The organism is Sporolactobacillus mangiferae (assembly GCF_023336505.1).
In the GTDB taxonomy this organism is placed as follows: domain Bacteria; phylum Bacillota; class Bacilli; order Bacillales; family Sporolactobacillaceae; genus Sporolactobacillus; species Sporolactobacillus mangiferae.
The window spans coordinates 222,576-244,554 of record NZ_JAMAST010000002.1 but is presented as its reverse complement, the minus strand read 5'-3'; the positions used below and the strand labels follow the sequence as shown (position 1 = coordinate 244,554).

22 protein-coding genes are annotated in these 21,979 nt (G+C 44.3%); 16 read left to right on the top strand and 6 right to left on the bottom strand.

Annotated elements, in window-relative coordinates; genetic code table 11:
- Nucleotides 1-45: 45 nt before the first annotated feature.
- The 3 genes from yjbM to M3N64_RS03570 are packed head-to-tail and all read left to right on the top strand — an operon-like array spanning nucleotide 46 to nucleotide 2,543.
- A complete protein-coding gene (gene yjbM / locus M3N64_RS03580; RefSeq protein ID WP_249098155.1) occupies nucleotides 46-672 on the top strand; it encodes a GTP diphosphokinase in 627 nt (208 codons plus the stop codon).
- 56 nt (nucleotides 673-728) lie between these two features.
- Nucleotides 729-1,571, top strand: a complete 843-nt coding sequence (locus M3N64_RS03575; protein ID WP_249098152.1) for an NAD kinase — start codon at nucleotides 729-731, stop codon at nucleotides 1,569-1,571.
- 48 nt (nucleotides 1,572-1,619) lie between these two features.
- Nucleotides 1,620-2,543 (top strand): RluA family pseudouridine synthase, encoded by a 924-nt coding sequence (locus M3N64_RS03570; RefSeq protein ID WP_249098139.1) that lies wholly within the window; start codon nucleotides 1,620-1,622, stop codon nucleotides 2,541-2,543.
- Here the strand turns inward: M3N64_RS03570 and prpE are convergent.
- Both prpE and M3N64_RS03560 read right to left on the bottom strand, forming a co-directional pair.
- Complete coding sequence (gene prpE, locus M3N64_RS03565; protein ID WP_249098137.1) at nucleotides 2,524-3,264, bottom strand: bis(5'-nucleosyl)-tetraphosphatase PrpE; 741 nt, start codon at nucleotides 3,262-3,264, stop codon at nucleotides 2,524-2,526. The two genes, M3N64_RS03570 and prpE, sit on opposite strands and share 20 nt — an antisense overlap.
- 146 nt (nucleotides 3,265-3,410) lie before the next feature.
- Nucleotides 3,411-4,577: an FtsW/RodA/SpoVE family cell cycle protein gene (locus M3N64_RS03560; RefSeq protein WP_249098134.1), complete on the bottom strand. Its 1,167-nt coding sequence runs from the start codon at nucleotides 4,575-4,577 to the stop codon at nucleotides 3,411-3,413.
- Nucleotides 4,578-4,861: 284 nt separating this feature from the next.
- Between M3N64_RS03560 and fabI the strand changes: the two genes are divergently transcribed.
- Nucleotides 4,862-5,638 (top strand): enoyl-ACP reductase FabI, encoded by a 777-nt coding sequence (fabI, locus tag M3N64_RS03555; RefSeq protein WP_249098131.1) that lies wholly within the window; start codon nucleotides 4,862-4,864, stop codon nucleotides 5,636-5,638.
- 242 nt (nucleotides 5,639-5,880) lie between these two features.
- Here fabI and M3N64_RS03550 read toward each other — a convergent pair whose 3' ends face one another.
- Nucleotides 5,881-6,567 (bottom strand): DUF421 domain-containing protein, encoded by a 687-nt coding sequence (locus M3N64_RS03550; protein ID WP_249098128.1) that lies wholly within the window; start codon nucleotides 6,565-6,567, stop codon nucleotides 5,881-5,883.
- 373 nt (nucleotides 6,568-6,940) lie between these two features.
- Between M3N64_RS03550 and M3N64_RS03545 the strand changes: the two genes are divergently transcribed.
- Complete coding sequence (locus M3N64_RS03545; protein WP_249098125.1) at nucleotides 6,941-7,546, top strand: phosphatidylglycerophosphatase A family protein; 606 nt, start codon at nucleotides 6,941-6,943, stop codon at nucleotides 7,544-7,546.
- Nucleotides 7,547-7,653: 107 nt separating this feature from the next.
- Nucleotides 7,654-8,226, top strand: a complete 573-nt coding sequence (locus tag M3N64_RS03540; RefSeq protein ID WP_249098122.1) for an RBBP9/YdeN family alpha/beta hydrolase — start codon at nucleotides 7,654-7,656, stop codon at nucleotides 8,224-8,226.
- Nucleotides 8,227-8,334: 108 nt separating this feature from the next.
- Here M3N64_RS03540 and M3N64_RS03535 read toward each other — a convergent pair whose 3' ends face one another.
- The gene (locus tag M3N64_RS03535) at nucleotides 8,335-8,493 is read right to left on the bottom strand and encodes a Fur-regulated basic protein FbpA (RefSeq protein WP_249098107.1); all 159 of its coding nucleotides are present in this window, start codon (nucleotides 8,491-8,493) and stop codon (nucleotides 8,335-8,337) included.
- 190 nt (nucleotides 8,494-8,683) lie between these two features.
- On the opposite strand from M3N64_RS03535, the gene M3N64_RS03530 reads away from it, so the two are divergent.
- The 5 genes from M3N64_RS03530 to cydC all read left to right on the top strand — a co-directional run bounded on the left by M3N64_RS03530 (nucleotide 8,684) and on the right by cydC (nucleotide 15,687).
- Nucleotides 8,684-9,016 (top strand): MerR family transcriptional regulator, encoded by a 333-nt coding sequence (locus M3N64_RS03530; RefSeq protein ID WP_249098103.1) that lies wholly within the window; start codon nucleotides 8,684-8,686, stop codon nucleotides 9,014-9,016.
- A 688-nt stretch (nucleotides 9,017-9,704) separates the two neighbouring features.
- Nucleotides 9,705-11,108: a cytochrome ubiquinol oxidase subunit I gene (locus M3N64_RS03525; RefSeq protein WP_249098101.1), complete on the top strand. Its 1,404-nt coding sequence runs from the start codon at nucleotides 9,705-9,707 to the stop codon at nucleotides 11,106-11,108.
- Complete coding sequence (cydB, locus tag M3N64_RS03520; protein ID WP_249098082.1) at nucleotides 11,092-12,108, top strand: cytochrome d ubiquinol oxidase subunit II; 1,017 nt, start codon at nucleotides 11,092-11,094, stop codon at nucleotides 12,106-12,108. Before M3N64_RS03525 ends, cydB begins: the two co-directional genes overlap by 17 nt.
- A gap of 76 nt (nucleotides 12,109-12,184) precedes the next feature.
- Nucleotides 12,185-13,912 (top strand): thiol reductant ABC exporter subunit CydD, encoded by a 1,728-nt coding sequence (gene cydD / locus M3N64_RS03515; protein WP_249098573.1) that lies wholly within the window; start codon nucleotides 12,185-12,187, stop codon nucleotides 13,910-13,912.
- The gene (gene cydC, locus M3N64_RS03510; RefSeq protein WP_249098078.1) at nucleotides 13,909-15,687 is read left to right on the top strand and encodes a thiol reductant ABC exporter subunit CydC; all 1,779 of its coding nucleotides are present in this window, start codon (nucleotides 13,909-13,911) and stop codon (nucleotides 15,685-15,687) included. The genes cydD and cydC overlap by 4 nt, the downstream gene beginning before the upstream one ends.
- Before the next feature lie 208 nt (nucleotides 15,688-15,895).
- Here the strand turns inward: cydC and M3N64_RS03505 are convergent, their stop codons facing one another.
- Nucleotides 15,896-17,218: a hemolysin family protein gene (locus M3N64_RS03505; protein WP_249098061.1), complete on the bottom strand. Its 1,323-nt coding sequence runs from the start codon at nucleotides 17,216-17,218 to the stop codon at nucleotides 15,896-15,898.
- 149 nt (nucleotides 17,219-17,367) lie between these two features.
- Entirely contained in the window at nucleotides 17,368-17,544 is a 177-nt protein-coding gene (locus M3N64_RS03500; RefSeq protein WP_249098057.1) for a YjcZ family sporulation protein, read from the bottom strand.
- Nucleotides 17,545-17,889: 345 nt separating this feature from the next.
- Here M3N64_RS03500 and M3N64_RS03495 point away from each other — a divergent pair, with 345 nt between their 5' ends.
- The 5 genes from M3N64_RS03495 (at nucleotide 17,890) to M3N64_RS03475 (ending at nucleotide 21,908) form a co-directional block, all read left to right on the top strand.
- Nucleotides 17,890-18,525 (top strand): hypothetical protein, encoded by a 636-nt coding sequence (locus M3N64_RS03495; RefSeq protein ID WP_249098570.1) that lies wholly within the window; start codon nucleotides 17,890-17,892, stop codon nucleotides 18,523-18,525.
- A gap of 228 nt (nucleotides 18,526-18,753) precedes the next feature.
- Nucleotides 18,754-19,716: a glycosyltransferase family 2 protein gene (locus M3N64_RS03490; protein ID WP_249098042.1), complete on the top strand. Its 963-nt coding sequence runs from the start codon at nucleotides 18,754-18,756 to the stop codon at nucleotides 19,714-19,716.
- 18 nt (nucleotides 19,717-19,734) lie between these two features.
- Nucleotides 19,735-20,163 carry a GtrA family protein gene (locus tag M3N64_RS03485; RefSeq protein ID WP_249098025.1) on the top strand — a complete coding sequence of 143 codons (429 nt, stop codon included), beginning with the start codon at nucleotides 19,735-19,737 and terminating at the stop codon, nucleotides 20,161-20,163.
- Between the two features lie 190 nt (nucleotides 20,164-20,353).
- Nucleotides 20,354-20,752, top strand: a complete 399-nt coding sequence (gene tagD, locus M3N64_RS03480; protein WP_249098009.1) for a glycerol-3-phosphate cytidylyltransferase — start codon at nucleotides 20,354-20,356, stop codon at nucleotides 20,750-20,752.
- Complete coding sequence (locus M3N64_RS03475) at nucleotides 20,745-21,908, top strand: CDP-glycerol glycerophosphotransferase family protein (protein ID WP_249098007.1); 1,164 nt, start codon at nucleotides 20,745-20,747, stop codon at nucleotides 21,906-21,908. Before tagD ends, M3N64_RS03475 begins: the two co-directional genes overlap by 8 nt.
- Nucleotides 21,909-21,979: the final 71 nt, after the last annotated feature.

Below are 21,979 nucleotides of genomic sequence, written 5' to 3'. Positions count from 1 at the left end.
TGATGCCTTGTTCTTGTCCTGGTTTAAATGGAGTGATGAATAGACATGGAGTGGGAGATATTTCTTGCGCCTTACAGACAGGCAGTTGATGAACTTAAGGTAAAATTGCGCGGATACCGTGACCTTTACGAAGTGACTGCGGAAAATTCACCGATTGAATTTGTCACAGGCAGGGTCAAACCGATTCCGAGCATTATGGAGAAAGCACGAAGAAAAGGCATGCCGCTGACACAATTAAATACGCAAATGCAGGATCTGGCAGGCATTCGTGTCATGTGTCAATTTGTTGATGATATCCATCGTGTTGTTCAGTTAATTCGAAATCGGACGGATTTGGTTGTGGTCGAAGAACGTGATTACATTAATGAAAAGAAAAAAAGCGGTTATCGTTCTTATCACGTGGTTGTCCAGTATCCGGTTCAGACGGTCAGCGGTGAAAAGAAGATTCTGGTTGAGATTCAAGTACGAACGCTGGCCATGAACTTCTGGGCGACGATTGAACATTCACTGAACTATAAATATAAAGGGAAAATACCTGCGGATGTAAAAAAAAGACTGCTGAATGCAGCAGAAGCCGCGTTTCGCCTGGATGAAGAGATGTCTCAGATTCGTGATGAGGTTCGCGTTGCACAGATCCGTTTTCTTCAGAAAAATGCTGATGAAGAAGAATAGCGGGTTGCCGAATCATCGAACGGATCACTGGCCAATGGGAAGGAGTTCTCGCAGACATGAGTCAAAATATGCAACAGATGAAAGAAGCGGCATCCGGGAAAAGGTTGCGTAAATTCGCCATTGAAAACAGAGGTGATACGTTTTCAAAGGCACTGCAAACGCAGATTTGCGCGCAACTGCAGAAACATCAATTGATATACGATGAAGTGCAGCCGGATCTTGTCATTTCAGTTGGCGGGGATGGAACGTTGCTGCAGGCTTTTCATCATTATTCGAATCGTTTGAATCTTACAGCGTTTGTCGGAGTACATACCGGACATCTGGGTTTTTATGCGGACTGGACGGCGGAGGAAGTTGACGAACTTGTTCAATCTATTGTCAGCGGGAATTTTGATATTGTGGCCTATCCATTGCTGAGTGTTGCTATTGAATATGAAGATCAGGTAAGAGCAAAGCATTTTTTGGCACTGAATGAGTGCACTGTGCGCAGTGTTGATGGATTGCTTGTCGCGGACGTGCTGATTAAAGGAGAAAAGTTTGAAAGCTTTCGCGGAGACGGACTGTGCTTTTCTACGCCGACCGGTTCAACGGCATACAATAAAGGACTGTCGGGCGCGATCATCCACCCATCTCTGGCCACGTTTCAGCTGACGGAAATTGCGTCGATTAATAATCGTGTCTTTCGAACGGTAGGATCACCGCTCATACTGCCGCGGCATCATTATTGTCAGGTGGTTCCTGGCACCGATCAATCGTTAAAAGTCACTGTAGATCATCTGTCAAGTATTCATCACCAAATCAGACAGGTAGAATTTGGTGTCGCCGATGAGAAAATTCGTTTCGCGCGCTTTCGCCGTTTTCCGTTTTGGCGCAGGGTACGCGATTCATTTATTGGATAATGACGAAGCATGCAAGGACGTGAATGAGGAACCCAGGTTCCATGCAGCATGACGAAACACACTTATCGCATTGTAAAAACAATGAGTCAGTTGGAGCATGGGCTGACCATGCGTGACTATTTAGAGAAACAATTGAAAATTTCCAGAAGGACACTATCTGCAATTAAATATAAGGGTGGTAAACTGCTTGTGGACGGGGAAGAACGGACGGTACGTCATGTGCTTCAGGATGGCGAGCAGCTGACTGTTCTTTTCCCTCCTGAAACCCCCAGCGAATTTCTTGCGGAGGAAGCCATGCCGCTCGATATTTTATTTGAAGATGACGTGGTGATGGTGGTCAATAAACCGGCAGGGATCCCGGTTATCCCCTCACATCAATATCCAGCAGGTACGCTTGCAAACGGCTTGCTGCACTGTTTAAGAAAGCAAGATCTCGCGTCAACGGTGCATATCATTAATCGGCTGGACCGCAACACGTCGGGGCTGATGCTGGTTGCCAAGCATCGCTTCGGCCACGAGCGCTTTTTTAAAATGCAGAAGAAAAAAGAGATTCACCGAAGGTATCTGGCATTTGTTGAAGGAACCATTGCCGAAGATCAAGGGGTGATTGATGCCCCGATCGGACGGCGCGCGGGCAGCGCGATCGAGAGGAGAGTGGACTGGCAGAATGGACGCAGATCAATAACACACTTCAAAGTGCTTCAGCGTTCAACAAAGTGGACACTGGTTGCTGTGCGTCTGCAGACCGGCAGAACGCATCAGATCCGGGTACATTTCGCTTCAATCGGACATCCGCTGCTAGGAGATGATTTGTACGGCGGTTCACGGACGTTCATTGACCGTCAGGCTTTGCATAGTTTCGAAGTCTCTTTTGTTCATCCATTTACGAGCGAAATGATCCACTTACATCAGCCATGTCCCGAAGACATGCTTCGATTGATTACAGAACCGATTAATCTGGAAACGATCTGAAATGCTCGGGCATTTTCGGCATGGAGGAGGGAACGGATACGCTTTCCATTTCAGGATAGCGGAGTGCAGTCAGACTGCCGCCGAATACGCAGCCCGTGTCCAAATTAAGTGTGTTGTTTATCCATCTCGGTTTGTTCACCGGCGTGTGACCGTACACAATAAAAGGTCTTCCATGGTAGTGTTTTGCCCAGTCCCGACGTTCAGGGAGACCATGCGCATCTTTTTTTCCGGTGATGTCACCGTATAGCACGAAGGTTTTGATTTTGCGTGTGATTGGTTTAAACAGATCCTGTTCCTTAATCCCGGCATGACAGACAACCAGACGCTGCTGATCCAGATAAAGGATCAGCGGCGATTTTTGATAAAGAGAGATAAACTGTTCTGAAATGTGTGACCGTTCGCGATCAGGCAGCTGTTCTAATTCGTGTATCGTTGTTTCTAGCCCGTGCATCATTTGGACATTTCGTCCAATTAGAAACCGGTATAATTTATTACAGTGATTGCCGGGGACATACAAAGCAAGATGTTGCTCAACAAGAGTAACGACGATTTGAATCATGGACACAGAAAGCGGACCACGGTCTGTAATATCGCCGATAAACACAATTTTTCTTCTTTCTGGATGCACAGGCAATTCACCGCTCCACTGATAACCCAGTTTTTTCGTCAACTGTTTGAATTCATTAAAACAGCCATGAACATCGCCAATGATGTCAAACATTTCGATCATTCCTTGAATTTAATCATCATTATTTTTCCCAAAGTGAGGGGCATAATTACGAAGAAATTAATGGATAAAGGCTTAATGATTCCTGATGGCTTTTCATAATGGCGTTAGAAAAACAAATACCCCCTTAATGGGGCTCTTTAAGAGAACATAAACTTTTGAGTCTGAATCCGTACACTTTGAACAAGCCCGACACAGATCATGCTGGCAAGCAGTGAACTGCCGCCGTAACTGAGAAACGGCAGGGTAATTCCGGTGACCGGCATAACCTGGATAGTCATGCCGATATTTTCAAAAACCTGAAACATAATCATGCCAACGATACCAGTACAGATATAGCTTCCGAACGGATCATGAGTTTCTGTTGCTGCCTTGACGATACGCGAGATCAGCAGGAAGAAGAGCAGAACGACCGTTACTGCCCCGACGAAACCGAAGCTGCCCCCTATGACAGCAAAAATAAAATCATTATATGACTCTGGCAGCGTGATTGCCGAATTGAAGCCGTGATTAAAGAATTCGCCGGACCCAATTGAGTTTATCGACTGGATTAACTGATAACCGACATCGGACGAATAGCGTTCGGGGTTCTGCCATGCCAAAAAACGATCCTTCTGGTGTGACTTCAGAAAAAGATTAATGATCTCAGGAAAATGAAACCAGCTGACGGTAAAGAAAGCAAGGCCGCACACAATGGTTGAAAGAATGCCGGCGACCAGTTTCCAGTTGATGCCGCTGACCAGGGTCATCGAGAGAATAATACTGAACATGACCAGAGCCGTGCCGAGATCGGGCTGAGCAAATACAAGCAGGAACGGCGGGAAAGAAACAAGCGCAATTTTTCCGAGCAGAATCATGTCTTCCCGCAGTTCACGAATTGGATATATTTCATTATGCCTGTCAATGGTTGTTGCAATGGAAATGATCATGAAAATTTTCATAAATTCGGATGGCTGCAACTGGCCTACACCCGGCAGCATATACCAGCTGGTTGCTCCGTGCGACTGGTCAACGAGAGGAACAGGCAGACCAATTTGTGCCAGTGTCAGGCCACTAAGCAGAAACATGCCGATTCCGTAAAAGATCCAATGCATTCGCTTCAGGCGGTCATAATCAAAGAGCATGACCCCTATTGCGAGCACAGTGCTGACCACGTACCATACAATCTGGCGGTGGGCAAGACTGACTGCGGGAGCCCCCGATTTCAGCGGGGCCATTGAGATGGAGATATAGCTGATGCAGGCGAGCAGGAAGATAATAAAAAATAACGTATAATCTATTTTTGCCAGTGAGTCTCTATTGAACATGTGTCTGTCCTTCTTCTTTCGTTAAAAATTGCAATCGTCGTCAATAAGCGCAGTGCCCTGCTGTACTTAATCATGATAGCGTAAAGTATAGAAAAAAGAAACAAGAAGGGCGGATTAAAACGGGCGCGTTGTTGACTGTTTCAATAGACCAGATAAATTATTCGACAAAGTCTTTCATTTATGTGCCGCGTTCAAAAATACGATGGTCATGATGAGAAAAAGGACGCAGATGCGCTTTCATGATATAATGATTTCTGGATTGACGTACGAGGAGGATAAAAAATATGGACTTAACACTTAAGGGACGCACCTATGTGGTGATGGGCGTTGCCAATAAAAGAAGTATTGCCTGGGGGATTGCTCAGGCTCTGGACCGTGCCGGCGCCCGGTTAATCTTCACATACAACAATGAACGTTTTCGTGAACCTGTAGAAAAGCTTGCAGCAACACTTGAAGGGAAGGACAGTCTTTTCTATCCCTGCGATGTTACAGTTGATGAAGAAATTAAAGATACTTTTGTAAAAATTAAAGAAGATGCCGGTGTCATTCACGGCCTGGCACATTGCATTGCTTTCGCCAGAAAAGAAGAACTTGACGGCGATTACATGAATACAACGCGTGACGGTTTCCTGCTGGCGCAAAATGTCAGCGCCTATTCGCTGACCGCAGTATTGAAAGAAGCCAAAAAGTTAATGACGGAGGGCGGCAGTGTGGTGACTATGACCTATCTTGGCGGTGAACGTGTCGTCAGAAATTATAATGTCATGGGCGTTGCCAAGGCCAGCCTGGATGCAAGTGTGAAATATTTAGCGAACGATCTGGGAAAAGACAATATTCGTGTTAATGGCATTTCAGCGGGTCCGATTCGTACGCTGTCAGCGAAAGGTATTTCTGATTTCAACGGTGTACTGAAAGTCATTGAAGAAAAGGCACCGCTTCGTCGCTCGATCAGTCCCGAAGATGTCGGAAACACCGCACTTTTCTTATTCAGCGATCTTTCGCGTAACATCACTGGTGAGACCATTCACGTTGATGCCGGATTCAATATTATCAGTATCTGAAAAAGGGTAAACACTTGGCTGTTGATCCTTTTTATGGCGGTATAGGTGTTCTCTTTCCAAGAAATTGGCGGAGGGCATCTTTTTTGTTTTTAGATGACAAAGGATGACGCTAGATGCTTAAGGGTTGCAGCAATGTGGTCTTTTCGGTAGTTGGGGCTATTCGAGTAAAAAACGAGTGTTCTGTTTAACCGGTAAAAATGAACCGACACATTATCAGTGCAGCTTAACAGCATGATTAAAGGTCATGACGAACTCTTTTTTTGAATAAACAGCCCATCTTCATCCCGCCACTCTGCAATCATGATATGTTTTGGATCATCGATGGCGTGCTTTTTTAATTCATCAAGCAGCCATGGCTCAGTTTTCCGCACAGCTTGTAAATTTTTCTTGAGGATTATGCCGTCACTAATTAAGGTCACCGGAAAAGAGAGGGTTGGCGTTGAAAGATTCAAGTCTTTGCGCTGTGTCTGTTCATATTCCGATTTACGAATGACGGACACTTTTCCGTTTGGTTCCAGAACGGCATACTCAATTTCGCGGAAAGAAAAAATACCTCGGTCACGAAGAAGCATTTGCAGATGGTTCATGTCGACACGATTTTTTTTCAAAATATTTCGGTCGATTTGCCCTTTATTAATCACCAGAGCGGGCTGGCTTTCAAAGAAGCTCCGCGATTGATGAACCTTTAGTGTGATCAGATCAATGATATAGATCAGCATCCCCCAAAACAGAATAGCGAAAATAACTTTAAAAATATGAGTTTCCGGATCATAGATTGCGTCGCTGACAAAATCGCCGACAACAATCATCGATATAAAGTCGAACGGTGTAGATTCAGACAGCGATTCTCTGCCCATCACTTTGGTCAGCAAAAGCAAGGCAAATAAACCGATACTTAATTCAATGCCAATGGAGAGCAGTTCGTGCATAGGTATATCTCCCTTTCATCCGTTCATTTGCTGTCATAAAAGCACGTGTTTAGTTTAGGAGACTGGCCTGCGTTTTATTCACATGATGATCGGCGCGTTTCCGCTTGCCTGGGGGTGGGCACTTGAGCTATGATAGCGATGCAGCCCTCTGCTGAATGGGCTCTGCTTTTTAACCAGATCCTTTTTTGGCAGCCGGCATATTTATTTTCAAAGTTTCGTCATTTTTTTCTTAAGCTTGCATAAAATGAAAGCGGGCAGATTGACGGCTTTGTCTGAACGGCGAATACGGTGGCTGAACAGTTACTGCTTTTGTCAGAAAGATTTTGAACCATCATTGCTTTGTGGTATGCGGTATTGAAAGGAGACATGATCAATGAGTGAGCAACCATTTTCAAAACGCGCAACCTACGCACCCGCACTTCCGGAGGATGCTACTTTTTATTCGGCAAATAAAAAAAGAGTCACTTCTCGGGCCGTGAAAACGGCGGCTGAAACAGCTTTGTCTGAACGAGGTGTGAAAATCGAAGATATTGCTGAGATCGTATTTGATTTGCAGAAGCCATTTATGTCGGGACTGACTATGGAAATTTGTGAAGAGAACGTCCGTGGGGTCCTCGCGAAAAGAGAACTGCAGCATGCGATCCTTGTAGGGATCGAACTGGATCGTCTTGCTGAGAAGAACATGCTTTCTGAACCGCTTCAGTCACTGGTTGATCAGGATGAAGGCTTATTCGGGGTTGATGAGACCATTGCATTAGGGGCGGTGTCAAGCTTCGGCAGCATCGCGGCGACGACTTTTGGCTACCTGGATAAAGTCAAACCGAAAATCATCGGACGGCTTGATTTGGAGAAAGAAGGCAAGGTCAATACATTTCTTGATGATTTGATTGCCAGTATTGCGGCAGACGCATCAAGCAGACTCGCGCATCGCGTTCGTGACGCGGAAGAAAAGCGAGTCGCACAATCGAGTGGAAAATAAGTGGATCCGATCTCTTGGATCCGCTTATTTTGATGGTATAATAAATGCATTATCCGGATAGGCCGGATTAAACGAACGAAAAATGCAGGATTACTGATGAGGTGCTGATGATGACAGGTTTCCTTGTGCTTCACGGTCTCGGTGGAAGTACGGACGGGCATTGGCAGGAATGGCTGGTTCATTCACTGAAAAATGAGGGCAGGAGAGTATGGTTCCCTCAATTTCCGCAATGGGATCATCCGGTTAAGGAGACGTGGCTTGCAGTGCTCGATCAGGAATTGCGGGCGATTCCGGCGGATCAACCGCTGACGGTGATTACACATAGTCTGGGTTGTATTTTATGGCTCCATTATGCGGCGAGGAAAAACGTCAGGACCGTAGAACAGCTGATCATGGTTTGTCCGCCTTCTGAACATGTAAAAAAACCAGAAATTCAAAACTTCTTTCCACTCCCGGAAGATAAAACATCGATAAAGCGAATCGCAAAGCAATCGATGCTCATTCTATCGAGCAACGATCCGTTTCTTCCTCGGGATGAGATGAAGCAGTATTTTGCCTATCGTATTCCATGTTTTATTTTTCCTGAACAGGGACATATCAACACCAGAGCAGGATACGGTCCGTGGCCATGGATGCTCCATTTTCTCCTGGAAGGATCGTTGGAATGGCCGGTACTGTGAAAAGGGATTGCACGCCGCTCGAAAGTTTGTTACTTCGGGTGGTTTTTTCTTTGGGCGGGCGTTCTCTGATTGAAAATTAACGACTGAGTGTCCGGTTTCCTGATCCTTTCAATCGGTTTGAAGATAGTGGCGACAGACATCTTCAAGTTCATTTAGCGTCAATTCATAGAGCTGATGGTTCTCTGACTTGAAGACACCATGTTCCAGAAGCACGCTAATCAATGCATCCTTTTTCTGTTCATCCTCTGTTTTGAGCGTATCAGGCATTTCACATACTCCTTGATTATAAAATAAATTTTTATAGTTATATTTTAGCTGATGAATAAAATTAAAACGGGTATTTTGTTAAAGTTTCTGACATACAGATTGAATCAGCTCAATTATTAATGTAATATTATCTTACAATTGATTTTGAGCGAAAATTTAAATTTGGCTGTGAAGAGAGGGGGAACTGGGAGTGGCAACACATTCGCAAAAAGATGCATATTTATATAAAAAGGTCATTACAATCGGAACAGTATGTGAATTGACTGGATTAAGCGAGCGGCAGATTCGATACTATGAAAAGAGAAAACTGATTTTTCCAGAACGGACCGAACGGGGAAACAGAAAATACTCTTTCTCAGATGTTGAAACGCTTATGGATATCGCAAATAAGATGGAAGACGGTATGCAGACTTCTGAATTGCGAAAAGAAATGCAGAAAAAAGAGCGCAAACGTTACGACAATAAGCTTAGAGAGCACATGATAAGAGGGCAGCTCAATGCGTATTTTAATAAAAGGGACTAACGTGACCGGCAGGTGCCGGTCTTTTCTTATACTATAAGAAAATTTAAAATTCAGCGGCTTATATTATAAGTGCGACGGCTTCTTTGCCTTCGCCAGAGGCCTGGCAAAGCCAGGTTTTCTAACAAGTAAAGAAAGATATGATTTTGACCCATATGAAAACTAATAAACCAGTGTCCTGCCGAGAATCAAAGCGGAGGTGTGCTGGCGCCTGCGGAGCGTTCCTGTTGATCAGGTGTCAGCGAGAACTCGCAGATTCCAGATTGTCTGAAGAGGTTCCTGGAATGTCCGCGGCAAACGAGCGGCCAAAGCGGCGATGCTCCAAAAAGACATAAATCAGCGCTGCATGATTGAAGAAGGCTGGTACAGGAACTCTTGTTCGATGCGCATATGCCCTGCTTTTAAATGCGAAAATCACCGCATCCTGTGAAAATAAATTTATGCAAGCCATTTAGCGAATTGAATTCCATGAATTATATCACATTGTCAAAAAAAATTCGTTCTTTTTGTTCACAGAATCGTCACTTACATATCGGTTAGATCAGGCGTGGAAGTTGTAAAGTATTAATTGGAATGTGACATCTGTTACACTTTTAAACCCGATAAACCGAGTCGGGTTAGCCATTCATACATTATTTACAGAGACAGGTGACGGCAAGGGCAAGTCATCAATTTGAAAAGAGGAGAGCATATGGATGTATTGAGTTTAGCGAGGTTTCAGTATGCGGCAACGACTATTTTCCATTTCTTTTTTGTGCCGCTGTCCATCGGTCTTGTTCTGATTGTTTCAATCATGGAGACGATGTATGTTGTGAAAAACAATGAAATCTACAAGAAAATGGCTCAATTTTGGGGGAAATTCTTTTTAATTAACTTTGCAATCGGAGTCGTTACCGGTATTTTGCAGGAGTTCCAGTTTGGGATGAACTGGTCTGAGTATTCACGCTTCATGGGGGATGTCTTTGGTGCACCGCTGGCGATTGAAGCACTGCTTGCTTTTTTTATGGAATCGACCTTTATCGGGATCTGGCTGTTTGGCTGGGATCGTTTATCCAAAAAGGCACACCTGGCATGTATCTGGCTGGTTACTGCGGGGACCAGTTTATCCGCATTGTGGATTCTGACGGCGAATTCTTTTATGCAGCATCCGGTAGGTTTTCATATTAACAATGGCAGAGCGGAAATGGATGATTTTTGGGCACTGCTTGCGAATCCGCAACTATGGGTTGAATATCCGCACACGATTTTTGGATCATTTGCAACCGGTGCTTTTGTCGTCGCCGGTATCAGTGCCATCGCGCTTTTAAAGAAGAAGCAAGTCGCGTTTTATGTCAAGTCATTTAAGATTGCCATTATTATCGGTTTGTTTTCCGGTGTTCTTCTGGCGCTGTTCGGTCATGCTCAGGCACAATATCTGGTTCAGACACAACCGATGAAAATGGCAGCCAGTGAAGGACTATGGAAAGATAGTGGCAGCCCTGCTGCCTGGACGGTTGCCGCTTCCATTGATACAAAGAATCATAAAAACGATCATGAAATCAAAATCCCGTATCTGCTTGACTTCCTGTCCTATGGAACGTTCAGCGGCAATGTAAAAGGTATTGAGACGCTGCAAAAGGAGTATACGGAAAAATATGGTGCGGGCAATTATATTCCGCCGGTTAAGACGACATTCTGGAGCTTTCGCGTGATGACGGCCATGGGCGGTGTACTCTGCCTGCTTGGTATCGTTGGGACGCTTCTTGCCTGGAGAAAAAAATTAGTGAAAAGCAAGTGGTTTCTTCGTCTAATGGTCGCGGCAATTGCTGTTCCTTATATTGGCGCGACAACCGGATGGCTCATGACTGAAATAGGCCGCCAACCGTGGACTGTGTTCGGTTATATGCAGACCGCTGCCAGTGTATCGCCAAACGTCACGGCCGGTGAGCTGTTATTTTCAATTATCGCGTTTATCGGCATGTATTCTATTTTAGCCGTTGTCATGATTTATCTGTTTGTCCGCACATATAAAGAAGGACCATCGCTGGACGAAAAAGAAACGCTGCAAACCAACGATCCGTTTGACGGGGAGGCGTATCATGTTGTCACTGAATGAACTGTGGTTTCTGCTCATTGCAGTCTTATTTATCGGTTTCTTTTTTCTGGAAGGGTATGATTTTGGTGTTGGCATGGCCACACGATTTGTGGCTCATAATGAACAAGAACGTCGTGTATTGATTAACACCATCGGACCATTCTGGGATGCCAATGAAGTATGGATGATTACTGCAGGTGGCGCGATGTTTGCCGCATTTCCAAACTGGTACGCGACGCTGTTCAGCGGATTTTATGTGCCGCTTGTCGTTATGCTTCTGCTTCTGATTGCGCGAGGCACTGCATTTGAGTATCGTGCAAAGGTTGCGCATCCAAAATGGGCGGCTGCATGGGATTGGGCGATTTTTACAGCCAGTCTGCTTTGTCCGTTCTTGTGGGGTGTTGTGTTCTCAACCCTTGTTTTGGGGCTTCCAATAGATAAGCAGATGAATATGCATGCGACGTTCACCAGTATTGTCAATCCGTATTCCGTACTCGGTGGTCTGTTAATTCTGCTGCTGTGTCTTTATCATGGGCTTGTCTATTTGTGTCTGCGAACAACAGAAGAGATACAGAACCGTGCACGTCAGTTAGCCAAAAAAATATTCTGGCTGCTTGCCGCTGCGGCGATTGCCTTTGTCATTGTGACTTTCTTTGTTACCGATCTGTTTGAGAAACGGGGCTCGTTTTTGTATCCTATTTATATACTGGATGTGCTCCTTCTTCTTTTATCCGCCCTGTTCCTGATGAAAAAACGCGACGGATGGGCATTTGGCATGAACGCCGGTGTTATACTATTGACAGTCAGTTCATTATTTGTCGGCCTATTCCCAAGATTGATGATCAGCAATATTAAACCGGCCTATGATCTGACAATATATAATTCCGCTTCAGGCTCCTATTCACTGACCGTAATGACGATTGTAGCCATTACTTTACTGCCGTTTGTGCTTGGCTATTCAATCTGGAGCTACTATGTTTTCAGAAAGCGTGTCTCTAAAGAAGAGCATTTAGAATACTGAGCGTCGAGAGAGAGAAAGGATGTGAGTGCTTGGCCTGCGCACGGCAATAAAGTCGTCGTTGTCGCCAAGCCGAAATATGGACCGTGACCTGTTATCGTACAAAGGGGCTAAATTGCTTTTTGCATTCGTTGCACTGCTAACATTTGTGCAAGGGGTGTGTATTATTCTGCAAGCCTTATTTTTAGGTCGGACGGTTGCCGGTCTTTTTTCCGGAAAACAGATTGTGAGCGTGAGCTCCGATCTGCTCTTTTTTTTCACTGCCCTCCTGGCCAGACATTTCACTGCCTATGTCATTAAAAGCAATTGTTATCATTTTGCGGATCGGACAAGTTCTGACTTAAGAGAAGCATTTATTGAAAAGCTTTTTGAAATCGGATCCAAAGCGTTAAAAAAAGAGGGCACCGGTTCGCTCGTGTCACTTGCTCTTGAGGGTGTAAGCCAGACGCGCAGTTATCTTGAATTGTTCATTCCCAAAATGGCTGCGAACGGCATTGTCCCCGTGCTGATTTTGCTTTATGTATTCTGGAAAGATCCGATGTCCGGCATCATTATGCTGGTGACAATGCCGGTGCTGATTCTTTTCATGATTCTGCTTGGTTTTGCTGCCCAAAAGAAAATGGATGATCGTTGGGCTTCTTATCGGGTATTGTCCAACCATTTTATTGATTCACTAAGAGGGCTACCTACGCTTTACTATCTGGGCATAAGCAGACGTCATCAGCAAACAATTAATCGCGTCAGTGATAAATACAGAGTGATGACCATGAACACTTTGAAGCTTGCTTTTTTGTCATCTTTCGCACTTGATTTTTTTACGATGCTGTCCATTGCCTTCGTGGCCGTTGCGCTCGGCATTCGCTTAATTGATGGTCATATTATGCTTGAGCCAGCATTAACGGTGTTGATTCTGGCACCTGAATATTTTCTTCCCGTACGTGAACTTGGCCAGGACTATCATGCAACGCTTGACGGAAAAGAGGCAGCACAGAAACTCAATGCTTATGTGAAAATGAAAGAACCAGGTGATCCTGAGCATGTCAGCGGGCACAACATGGGACGCTGGCATGAGAAAAGTCTGCTCACCATTGAAGACAGTTCAATTGTTTACAGGGGTGCGCAGAAAGCTGCCATAAAAAATTTGAATGTACATTTTTCTGGATTTGAAAAAATTGGCATCATTGGGCCAAGCGGTGCGGGAAAGTCAACCCTGATTGATTTTATCGGCGGATTTATTGATGCGGAGGCGGGTCAGGTGTTCATTAACGGAACGCGAATCACGTTTTCTTCACGCGAGTGGCGGCAGCAAGTAACTTATATTCCGCAGCATCCGTATATTTTCAGTGCTTCGCTTCGTGATAACGTTGCATTTTATCAACCGGAGGCATCTGAAGAAGAGATTAATCAGGCGATTGCAGCATCCGGTTTAGCTCGCTTTGTCAGCAGCCTTCCTCACGGGCTGGATGAATGCATAGGAAACGGCGGAAGGCAAATGAGCGGAGGTCAGGAACAGCGTGTGGCACTTGCGAGAGCTTTTCTTTGCCAACGCCCTGTTCTGCTGCTGGACGAACCGACGGCACATCTTGATATTGAGACAGAATATGAATTAAAAAAGACAATGCTTTCTCTGTTTAAAAATAAACTGGTACTGTTTGCGACACACCGCCTTCATTGGATGGAGGAAATGGACAGGATTCTTGTTATTCAGAATGGAAAACTCGTGGAATCAGGCAGTCAGGAGAAACTGATTCACATGAACGGTGCTTACCGCGCGATGATTCAGGCACAATTGGAGGGGATTGAATGAGCGAATGGCTGCGCCCTTCATTAAAAAAACATTGGCGCGGACTGCTGTTTTCCGCACTAGTCAGCCTGGCGGCTATGCTCTGTGCTGCGGGACTGCTGTTTACATCCGGTTACTTGATTTCCAAAGCAGCTCTGCGCCCGGAAAACATTCTTATGATTTATGTACCGATAGTCGGCGTCCGCGCTTTTGGTACGTTTCGGGCCGTTTTTAATTATGCCGGCCGTCTGGCCAGCCATAACACCATTTTGAAAATTCTTTCCGAAATGCGGGCACATCTCTATGGAAAGCTTGAACCGTCGGCCATGAAAATTCAATCGACTTTTAAAATCGGCAATCTTCTGAGCATACTTTCAGATGATATAGAACATCTTCAGGATCTTTTTTTGCGCACAATACTGCCTTGTGTCACTGCATTGATTATTTATGGGCTGTGGATCGGTGCCATCGGTCTTTTTGACTGGCCTTTTGCGTTGTTGATGGCCCTGTATCTTCTGCTTCTTATTGCCGTTTTCCCGGTTTTTTCGCTACGGTTAATGAGCAAGAAATATCAGCAAATTTCGACAACCCGCCAGCAACTGTACGGGCAGCTGACAGATGCTGTTTTTGGCTCAGCGGACTGGATGATGTCAGGCCGCCAGCAGCGATTTCTTGAGCAGTACAAGCAGCTTGAAAAAAAATCAAGGATGATGGAACGTGCTTTGCATGTTTTCAGAAAGCGCCGGGATTTCGCGGCTCAGATATTGATTGGTATCTGCGTCATGGCAGTAGTAATCTGGGCGGGCAGCCTTTCGGATGCTGGTGTGATGAATCCGACACTGATCGCTGCGTTTACACTTGTCGTATTCACGGTCTCAGAGCCCTTTGTTTCGGTTTCAGAAGCCGTCGAACGGATACCGCAATATGATCAGTCATTGAGACGTTTAGATGAGCTGAATGATCCAACGATCAATAGACGGATGAATCCGCCTGGAAGGATTGAAGGATTTCGCGAGGACAAGGGGCATTGCGGGCCGGTTATTCATATTAAGCTTGCAAATGTCTCTTTCAGATATGAACAATCCGAGCACTGGGCTGTCCACGATCTGTCACTGAATATTCCTCAAGGGTCAAAGCTGGCGATTATCGGTCGAAGTGGTGCGGGAAAAACGACACTCGCCCAACTGATTTATGGAACGCTTTTTCCAAACGAAGGGACTGTAACGTTAAATGGGGTGCCCTCTTGGAAAGTGGGCACATCAAGAGCGGACATGATTTCGGTCTTAAGCCAGAATCCGCATTTATTTGACACTTCTGTGCTGAATAATCTTTCATTGGGCAGTCAGGAGGCGGCACAAGATGAAATCGTGCACGCCGTGCATGCAGTAGGGCTTACCTCGTTGATTGAACAGCTACCAGACGGTTATCACACTCAGATGCATGAAGCGGGCTCCATCTTCTCAGGTGGTGAGCGTCAGCGAATCGCCTTGGCACGTATCCTTTTACGTCAGACGCCGATTGTTATTTTGGATGAACCTACGGTAGGACTTGATCCGATCATTGAACGCGATTTGCTAAACAAGATTTTCGAAACGCTGAAGGGTCGTACGCTGATTTGGATCACTCATCATTTAACCGGGACTGAAAAAATGGATCAGATCATTTTTATGGAAAACGGCCGTATCTCGCTTCAGGGGAGCCACGATGAACTGATTGCCCATTCACAAAGGTATCGCCGTCTTTATGATATGGATGTCCCTCATGCATTAAGGACTGTGATGAAAACCGAAAGTAAATAAGTGGCATATAAGTTTATGATTGGTTTCAGTGAATCCGATGAAGCTTTGCCAGCATCTGGCGATGGCAAAGCCGCTGTCGCACTTATACGATTTTCCTTAAAATTTATATACTTCAGAGACAAAAAAGAAGCGGATTCATGTGCCGCTTCTTTCTTTCATTTCAGTCTGTGCTTCCAGAGAAGCTACATTGCTTAAAATATGATTTGTGTCAGGAATTGTTCGTTAGTGTTTTCACTTTGGTAATCATAATCTTTCTGACTTGATGTGCGTCCATTTCTTTCACTTCAAAGGCAACATGATCATAGTTCAGAGTTGAACCTACGGTGACATTCGGTTCTTCGGCCAGTATCCAGCCCCCGATTGTGTCAACGCCTTCTTCTTCAATATCAATCTGAAACTGTCTGTTCACATGCGAAATCAGCAGTTTCCCGTCCACCAGTGCCTGATCCGGGCTGATGCGCCGGATAAGCGGTTCTTCACGCTCATCGTATTCATCACGGATTTCTCCAACAATTTCTTCCAAAATGTCTTCTACCGTCACCAGACCGGATGTACCACCGTATTCATCAGTTAATATTGCCATATGGATACTTTCTTTCTGCATGCGTTCCAGAAGCATGCGAATCGGCATTGTTTCAAGGACCGAAAGGATCGGCCGGATGTAGTGCTCCATCGGCTGGAGATCTTTATTAAGAACATCGTTGAACATGTCTTTAATATTAATCATACCCACAACATGGTCTTTATCTTCTTCGACAATCGGGAAACGCGTGAATTTTTCATTATGCAATGTTTGAAGTGACTCTTCAAACGGATCTTCTTTATAAATGCAGACAATTTCCGTACGCGGAACCATGATTTCGCGTGCTGTCCGTTCGTCAAAATCAAAAATACGTGTCATATAGCGCAGCTCGCCCTGGCTAATTTCGCCGCTTTTATAACTGTCGGCAAGTGTCAGCCGCAGTTCGCCTTCAGTCAGAGCGGTATCATGATGGCCGTTATCTTTGATTCCTAAAAGGCGGACAACACCATTTGACATTGTATTTAGCAGCCATACAAACGGGAAAAGCAGTCGATGAATCCAGATGAGCGGGTAGGCGATGTATAAGGTAATCTGTTCGGCTTTATGAATGGCGATGGCTTTTGGTGCTAATTCACCAAGCACTACACTGGCAAATGTAATAAAGAAAAATCCGGTAAGCACCGCAAATGTGTGAATCATTGCATCATTTAAACCAAACCATTGAAAAACAGGATTAAAGAGGTGGGCAACCGCAGGTTCACCAATCCATCCAAGAACAAGTGCTGTGACAGATATACCCAGCTGCGTTGTTGAAAGATAGGCATTTAAGTCGTCTACGATTTTCTTTGAGGCTGAAGCACGTTTGTTTCCCTGCTTAATCAATTCATCCAAACGTGTGGCGCGGATTTTAACAATTGCAAACTCGGCCGCAACAAAAAAAGCAGTTAAAAAAATTAACAGAATGACCATTAATATACCAATAGTATCGTCCAAATGATCCCTGAGCATGGTTAACCATACTCAGGCGTCACCTCCAAATTAAAATTGAACACTATACTTATTATACACAAATATATGAATGATTGCCGCATCATCAAAACTCAATAATATATAGAAAAATACCCGGCAGGTCAGCCGGGTATTTCAGTATCAATTCATCAGCAGACGAAGGCAGCGCCAACAATAATTAACAGGATGAACAATACGACAATCAGCGCAAAACTGTTGCCGCAGGAATAACCGCCTACCGGATATGATGGATAGCCGCCGCATCCTTCACTTGCGCCACCGTATGGAGCATTAGACGGATAGCCGCCGAAACCAAAGTTGCCCATTCAAGTCACTCCTTTATCTCGAGATATGATATTCTATGAAAGCTGAAGGCATTTGGCGATGAATTAAACGCCCAATCCTTGCCACGTATCTATCCTCCGGAAAATCCGAAAATCCACCCCATCTTTTTAACAGGGGTAAAGAAAGCACCGATTCTCCCCATATCATGTTTAAGCGTTAAAGCGGGATCCTGCAGCGCGCTCGCGACGATGACACAAGCAAAAGGAACAGAGCAACCGACTCATGATTGAAGATTAAAGACCGGTTTTTCTAAAATTCGCTTGACAACGGGCACTGGTTCACTCGATTATTGAAAGAGGCTTATAATGATGGAGGAACGATTGATTATGGGGAAAATGGACGAACCAATTATTGTTGTTAAAAAAGCGGATCTGTTCGGCGATAAAGAAATGCCTTCGGCTTTTCAGGGTACAGAGCGATCCAGGGCAAGGGTCAATCAAATCATTAGAAAAATGGCGGACTCATACTTAATTATGCGCCGCGGTGATGCAGAAGAGAACACAGAATACAAACAGCCAATCCCTTATGCTGTGCTGAAACAGGGTGACCGTTATTTTACTTATCAGCGATTAGGTGGCGGAGGAGAGAAGCGGCTGCATGGAAAATTATCTATCGGTGTCGGTGGACATATGAACAAAATAAGTGATGCAAATGATTTTCATAAGGTGCTTGCTCTGAATTTAGAGCGGGAAATAAATGAAGAGTTAAGAATAGAGCACGGAGAACAGGCAGCTATTGAGACCATCGGATTAATTAACGATGACAATACAGAGGTGGGCAAAGTTCATATCGGCATTTTGACCGTATTAAGTCTCCCAAGCAACGCAGAAGTAACGGTCCGCGAAAAAGATAAACTTGAAGGAAGCTGGAAGACGTTAAGCGAGTTAAAAAATACAGCTGTGTTTGATCGTATGGAAAGCTGGTCCTGTTTTGCGATTGATGCATTAACGGCAGTTGAATAATGGCAGAACGGGCACTCAGGAAAGTAAAAGCTCTTTTTAAATCCTGCTGATAAACCAGAGTGGACAAAAATGATTAGGATGACCGCAGAATTCATATTCTTTCGCCAGAATGGTTTATCCTGCCCAAAAATCGCTGCCCAATGTAAAAAGAATTTCATTTTACCGTTAAATGAGTGACAACGAGGTATAATTTCTTATACATTTTTTGAGAAAGCTGGGCTGAGGGCTATGAGCAGCGAAACATTGCTCAGCATCGTCGTTCCCTGCTACAATGAAGCTGCTGTACTTCCGGAGACGATGAAAGTACTGATTAACCGTTTGAAGTCGTTAATTCAGTCTGGAAAGATCAGCGACCGCAGTTTCATTCTTCTGGTTGATGATGGCAGTGCGGATCGGACGTGGCAGCTGATTGCTGAACAGGCTGTGACCAGTTCAATCATCCGGGGCGTGAAGCTGAGCAGAAATTTTGGACATCAGAATGCACTGATCGCGGGGATTGAAACGGTGAGTGATGTGGCAGACTGTGTCATTACCATTGACGCGGATCTGCAGGATGATGTTCGGCTTATGGATGTGTTCGTAGACAAGTACCATGAGGGCTTTGATATTGTCTATGGTGTGAGAAAGCGGCGCGACATGGATACATTTTTCAAAAAGCATACAGCCTCCGCTTTTTATAAGTTGATGGGTAAAATGGGGGTTCGGCTTATCCCTGACCATGCAGATTATCGTCTGATCAGCCAAAGAGCGGTACAGGAATTGATGCGCTATCAGGAAAGTAATCTGTTCATCCGCGGTATTATCCCTCTGCTTGGCTTCAGGACAACAGTGGTATATTATGACCGCCAGAGACGATTCGCCGGAGAATCGAAATATCCATTGAAAAAAATGATTGCTTTTGCAGCAGACGGGATTACTTCATTCAGTGTTGCGCCGATTAAAGTCGTGATGGGCTGTGGATTTATGATTGTTATTGCGGGGATCGGAATTGCTGTCTACGCCTTGGTCAGCTGGTTGCTGGGCAATACAATCAGTGGCTGGACATCACTGATACTATCCATTTGGATTGTCGGCGGTATGCAGCTGATGGCGATCGGTGTGATTGGTGAGTACATTGGCAAAATATTTACAGAAACAAAAAAACGGCCAAGATACAGTATTGAGACGCATACAGCTGATCAGAAAAAATAATGAAAAGGATTACGTCTTATGGGCACTCAAAGCAAAGAAAAAATTATGGATCAATTGACGGAACCTGCAGTAAGAAAGGGAAATTGGATGAGACAGGCCATTTCTTTCGGCCTCATCGGAGTCAGCAACACTGCCGTTGATTTTATTGTTTTCTTTTTGCTGACACATTTTCTTTATCTGTACTATGCACCCGCTCAGGTTCTGTCATACAGTTCCGGAATGCTGAACAGCTATCTGTGGAATTCAAAAATCACATTTTCCGGATCAACGGGATCATTTACGCGAATCATTCGATTTGTTTTGCTGAATGTAGCAGTATTGGGGATAACGCTTATCTCCATGCATCTGTTGCTTTTTCTTCCGTTATATGTAAATAAACTGTTCAGCACGCTGATTGGCATGACCGTTAATTTCCTGCTGAGCAAACTTTGGGTGTTTCGGATTTGAATGTGCTGCCTTCATTGACAAGTTAAGGTGCTGAATGTAGAATTTTTGTATTCATAGGTGCCCCGCCAGAAAGAATGATAAAAGGTATGGGTACTTGACGCATTGTTTCTTAACAATAGATCACAGGAAAATAAATAGCTCGTGGGTCGAATCAATGATTCATGATTATCTTACAGGAGAGCGGTTTAAAATGAAAAAAGTTTTAACATACGGAACCTTTGATCTGCTGCATTACGGGCATATCAATTTGCTCCGCCGCGCCAAAGAACTTGGCGACTATCTGATTGTCGGACTGTCAACGGATGAATTCAACGCGGTCAAACATAAAGAAGCTTATCACAGCTACGAAAACCGAAAGCTGATCCTTGAAGCCATTCGGTATGTCGACGAAGTAATACCGGAAAAAGATTGGGATCAGAAAATTGCAGATGTGAAGAATAATCATGTTGATGTTTTCGTTATGGGCGATGATTGGAAGGGAAAATTCGATTTTCTTAAAGATTATTGCGAAGTCGTTTATCTGCCGCGTACGGTCGGTATTTCAACTACAAAAATCAAACATGATTTATTTACCGTGAAAAATGATTAAGGAATTTTTTATTGATCTTTATCTTCTCTTTTTTAAGGCTTTTTTTGTGCTTTGCAAATGCTTTGCATTGCAAAAAAAAATCGTATTTGTCTGCTCTTATCCGGAGAACATACATTGTATTCTGGAAGAAATGAGACGCAGGCAGTTTTCGTGTACGTTTGTCTTTTTGTGCAGAGGGCGAGGAGCGACTGACCATTTTGTGCAGCTGGGCGAGCATGTGCTCCCTGTTGAATCTGCAAATCCTTTCCTGCTTGCATGTGCTGCATATCATTTGGCAACAGCAAAGCTGGTTGTGATCGATAATTATTTCGCTTTTCTGTCCGTGGCTTCTTTTAAAAAAGGTGTACAGTGCATTCAGCTCTGGCATGCATGCGGTGCATTTAAGACATTTGGCCTGATGGATCATTCAGTTAAGTTCAGAACCAACCGTGCACGCAAACGCTTCATTGCTGTTTATCGGCACTTTGATAAAATTGTTGTCGGTTCCGATGCAATGCAAACGATTTTTATGCACTCATTCGGTTTAGATGAAACCCGTTTTGTTCATTTGGGAATTCCAAGAACCGATCTTTTTTTTGATCAGAAGCTGCAGAAAAAAATCAGTCAAAAAAAGCAACAGCTATGGAACGGGAAAAAGGTCATTTTATATGCGCCGACTTTTCGTGATCAGCCAAATGACCAAATGGGATCAGGAATAGATCTTAAACAGATGGAAGACGCTTTATCGGATGAATACGTGCTCATCCTGAGGCTTCATCCTGCTGATCAAAGAACTCTTGACAAAGCGGTTTTTAACTCGAATTTTGTGTTCGATGGTTCTGGGTGGACGGATGTGAATAAACTTTTGTTAAACGTTGACCTGCTGATTACAGATTATTCATCAATCCCTTTCGAGTTTGCCTTGTTAAAACGGCCGATGATTTTCTTTCCATACGATTTGGCTTCTTATGAAAAAAACAGGGGACTGTGGGGAAAATACAAAGAAATGGTACCTGGTCCGGTTGCCGTGTCCACCCAGGAAGTAATTCGGTGCATTGAGGACAACCAATTCGATCTGAACCGAATTGAAAGCTTTTCAAATAAATGGAATTGCTACTCAACGGGACAATCAAGTAACAGAGTGGCTGATTATCTGATTAATGTTCTGAATGAATAATTCTTTTTAATCAGGTAGCGATTGAAAGACAAAAAGAGACAACGAATAATCTTAAAAACAGATCCTACTAC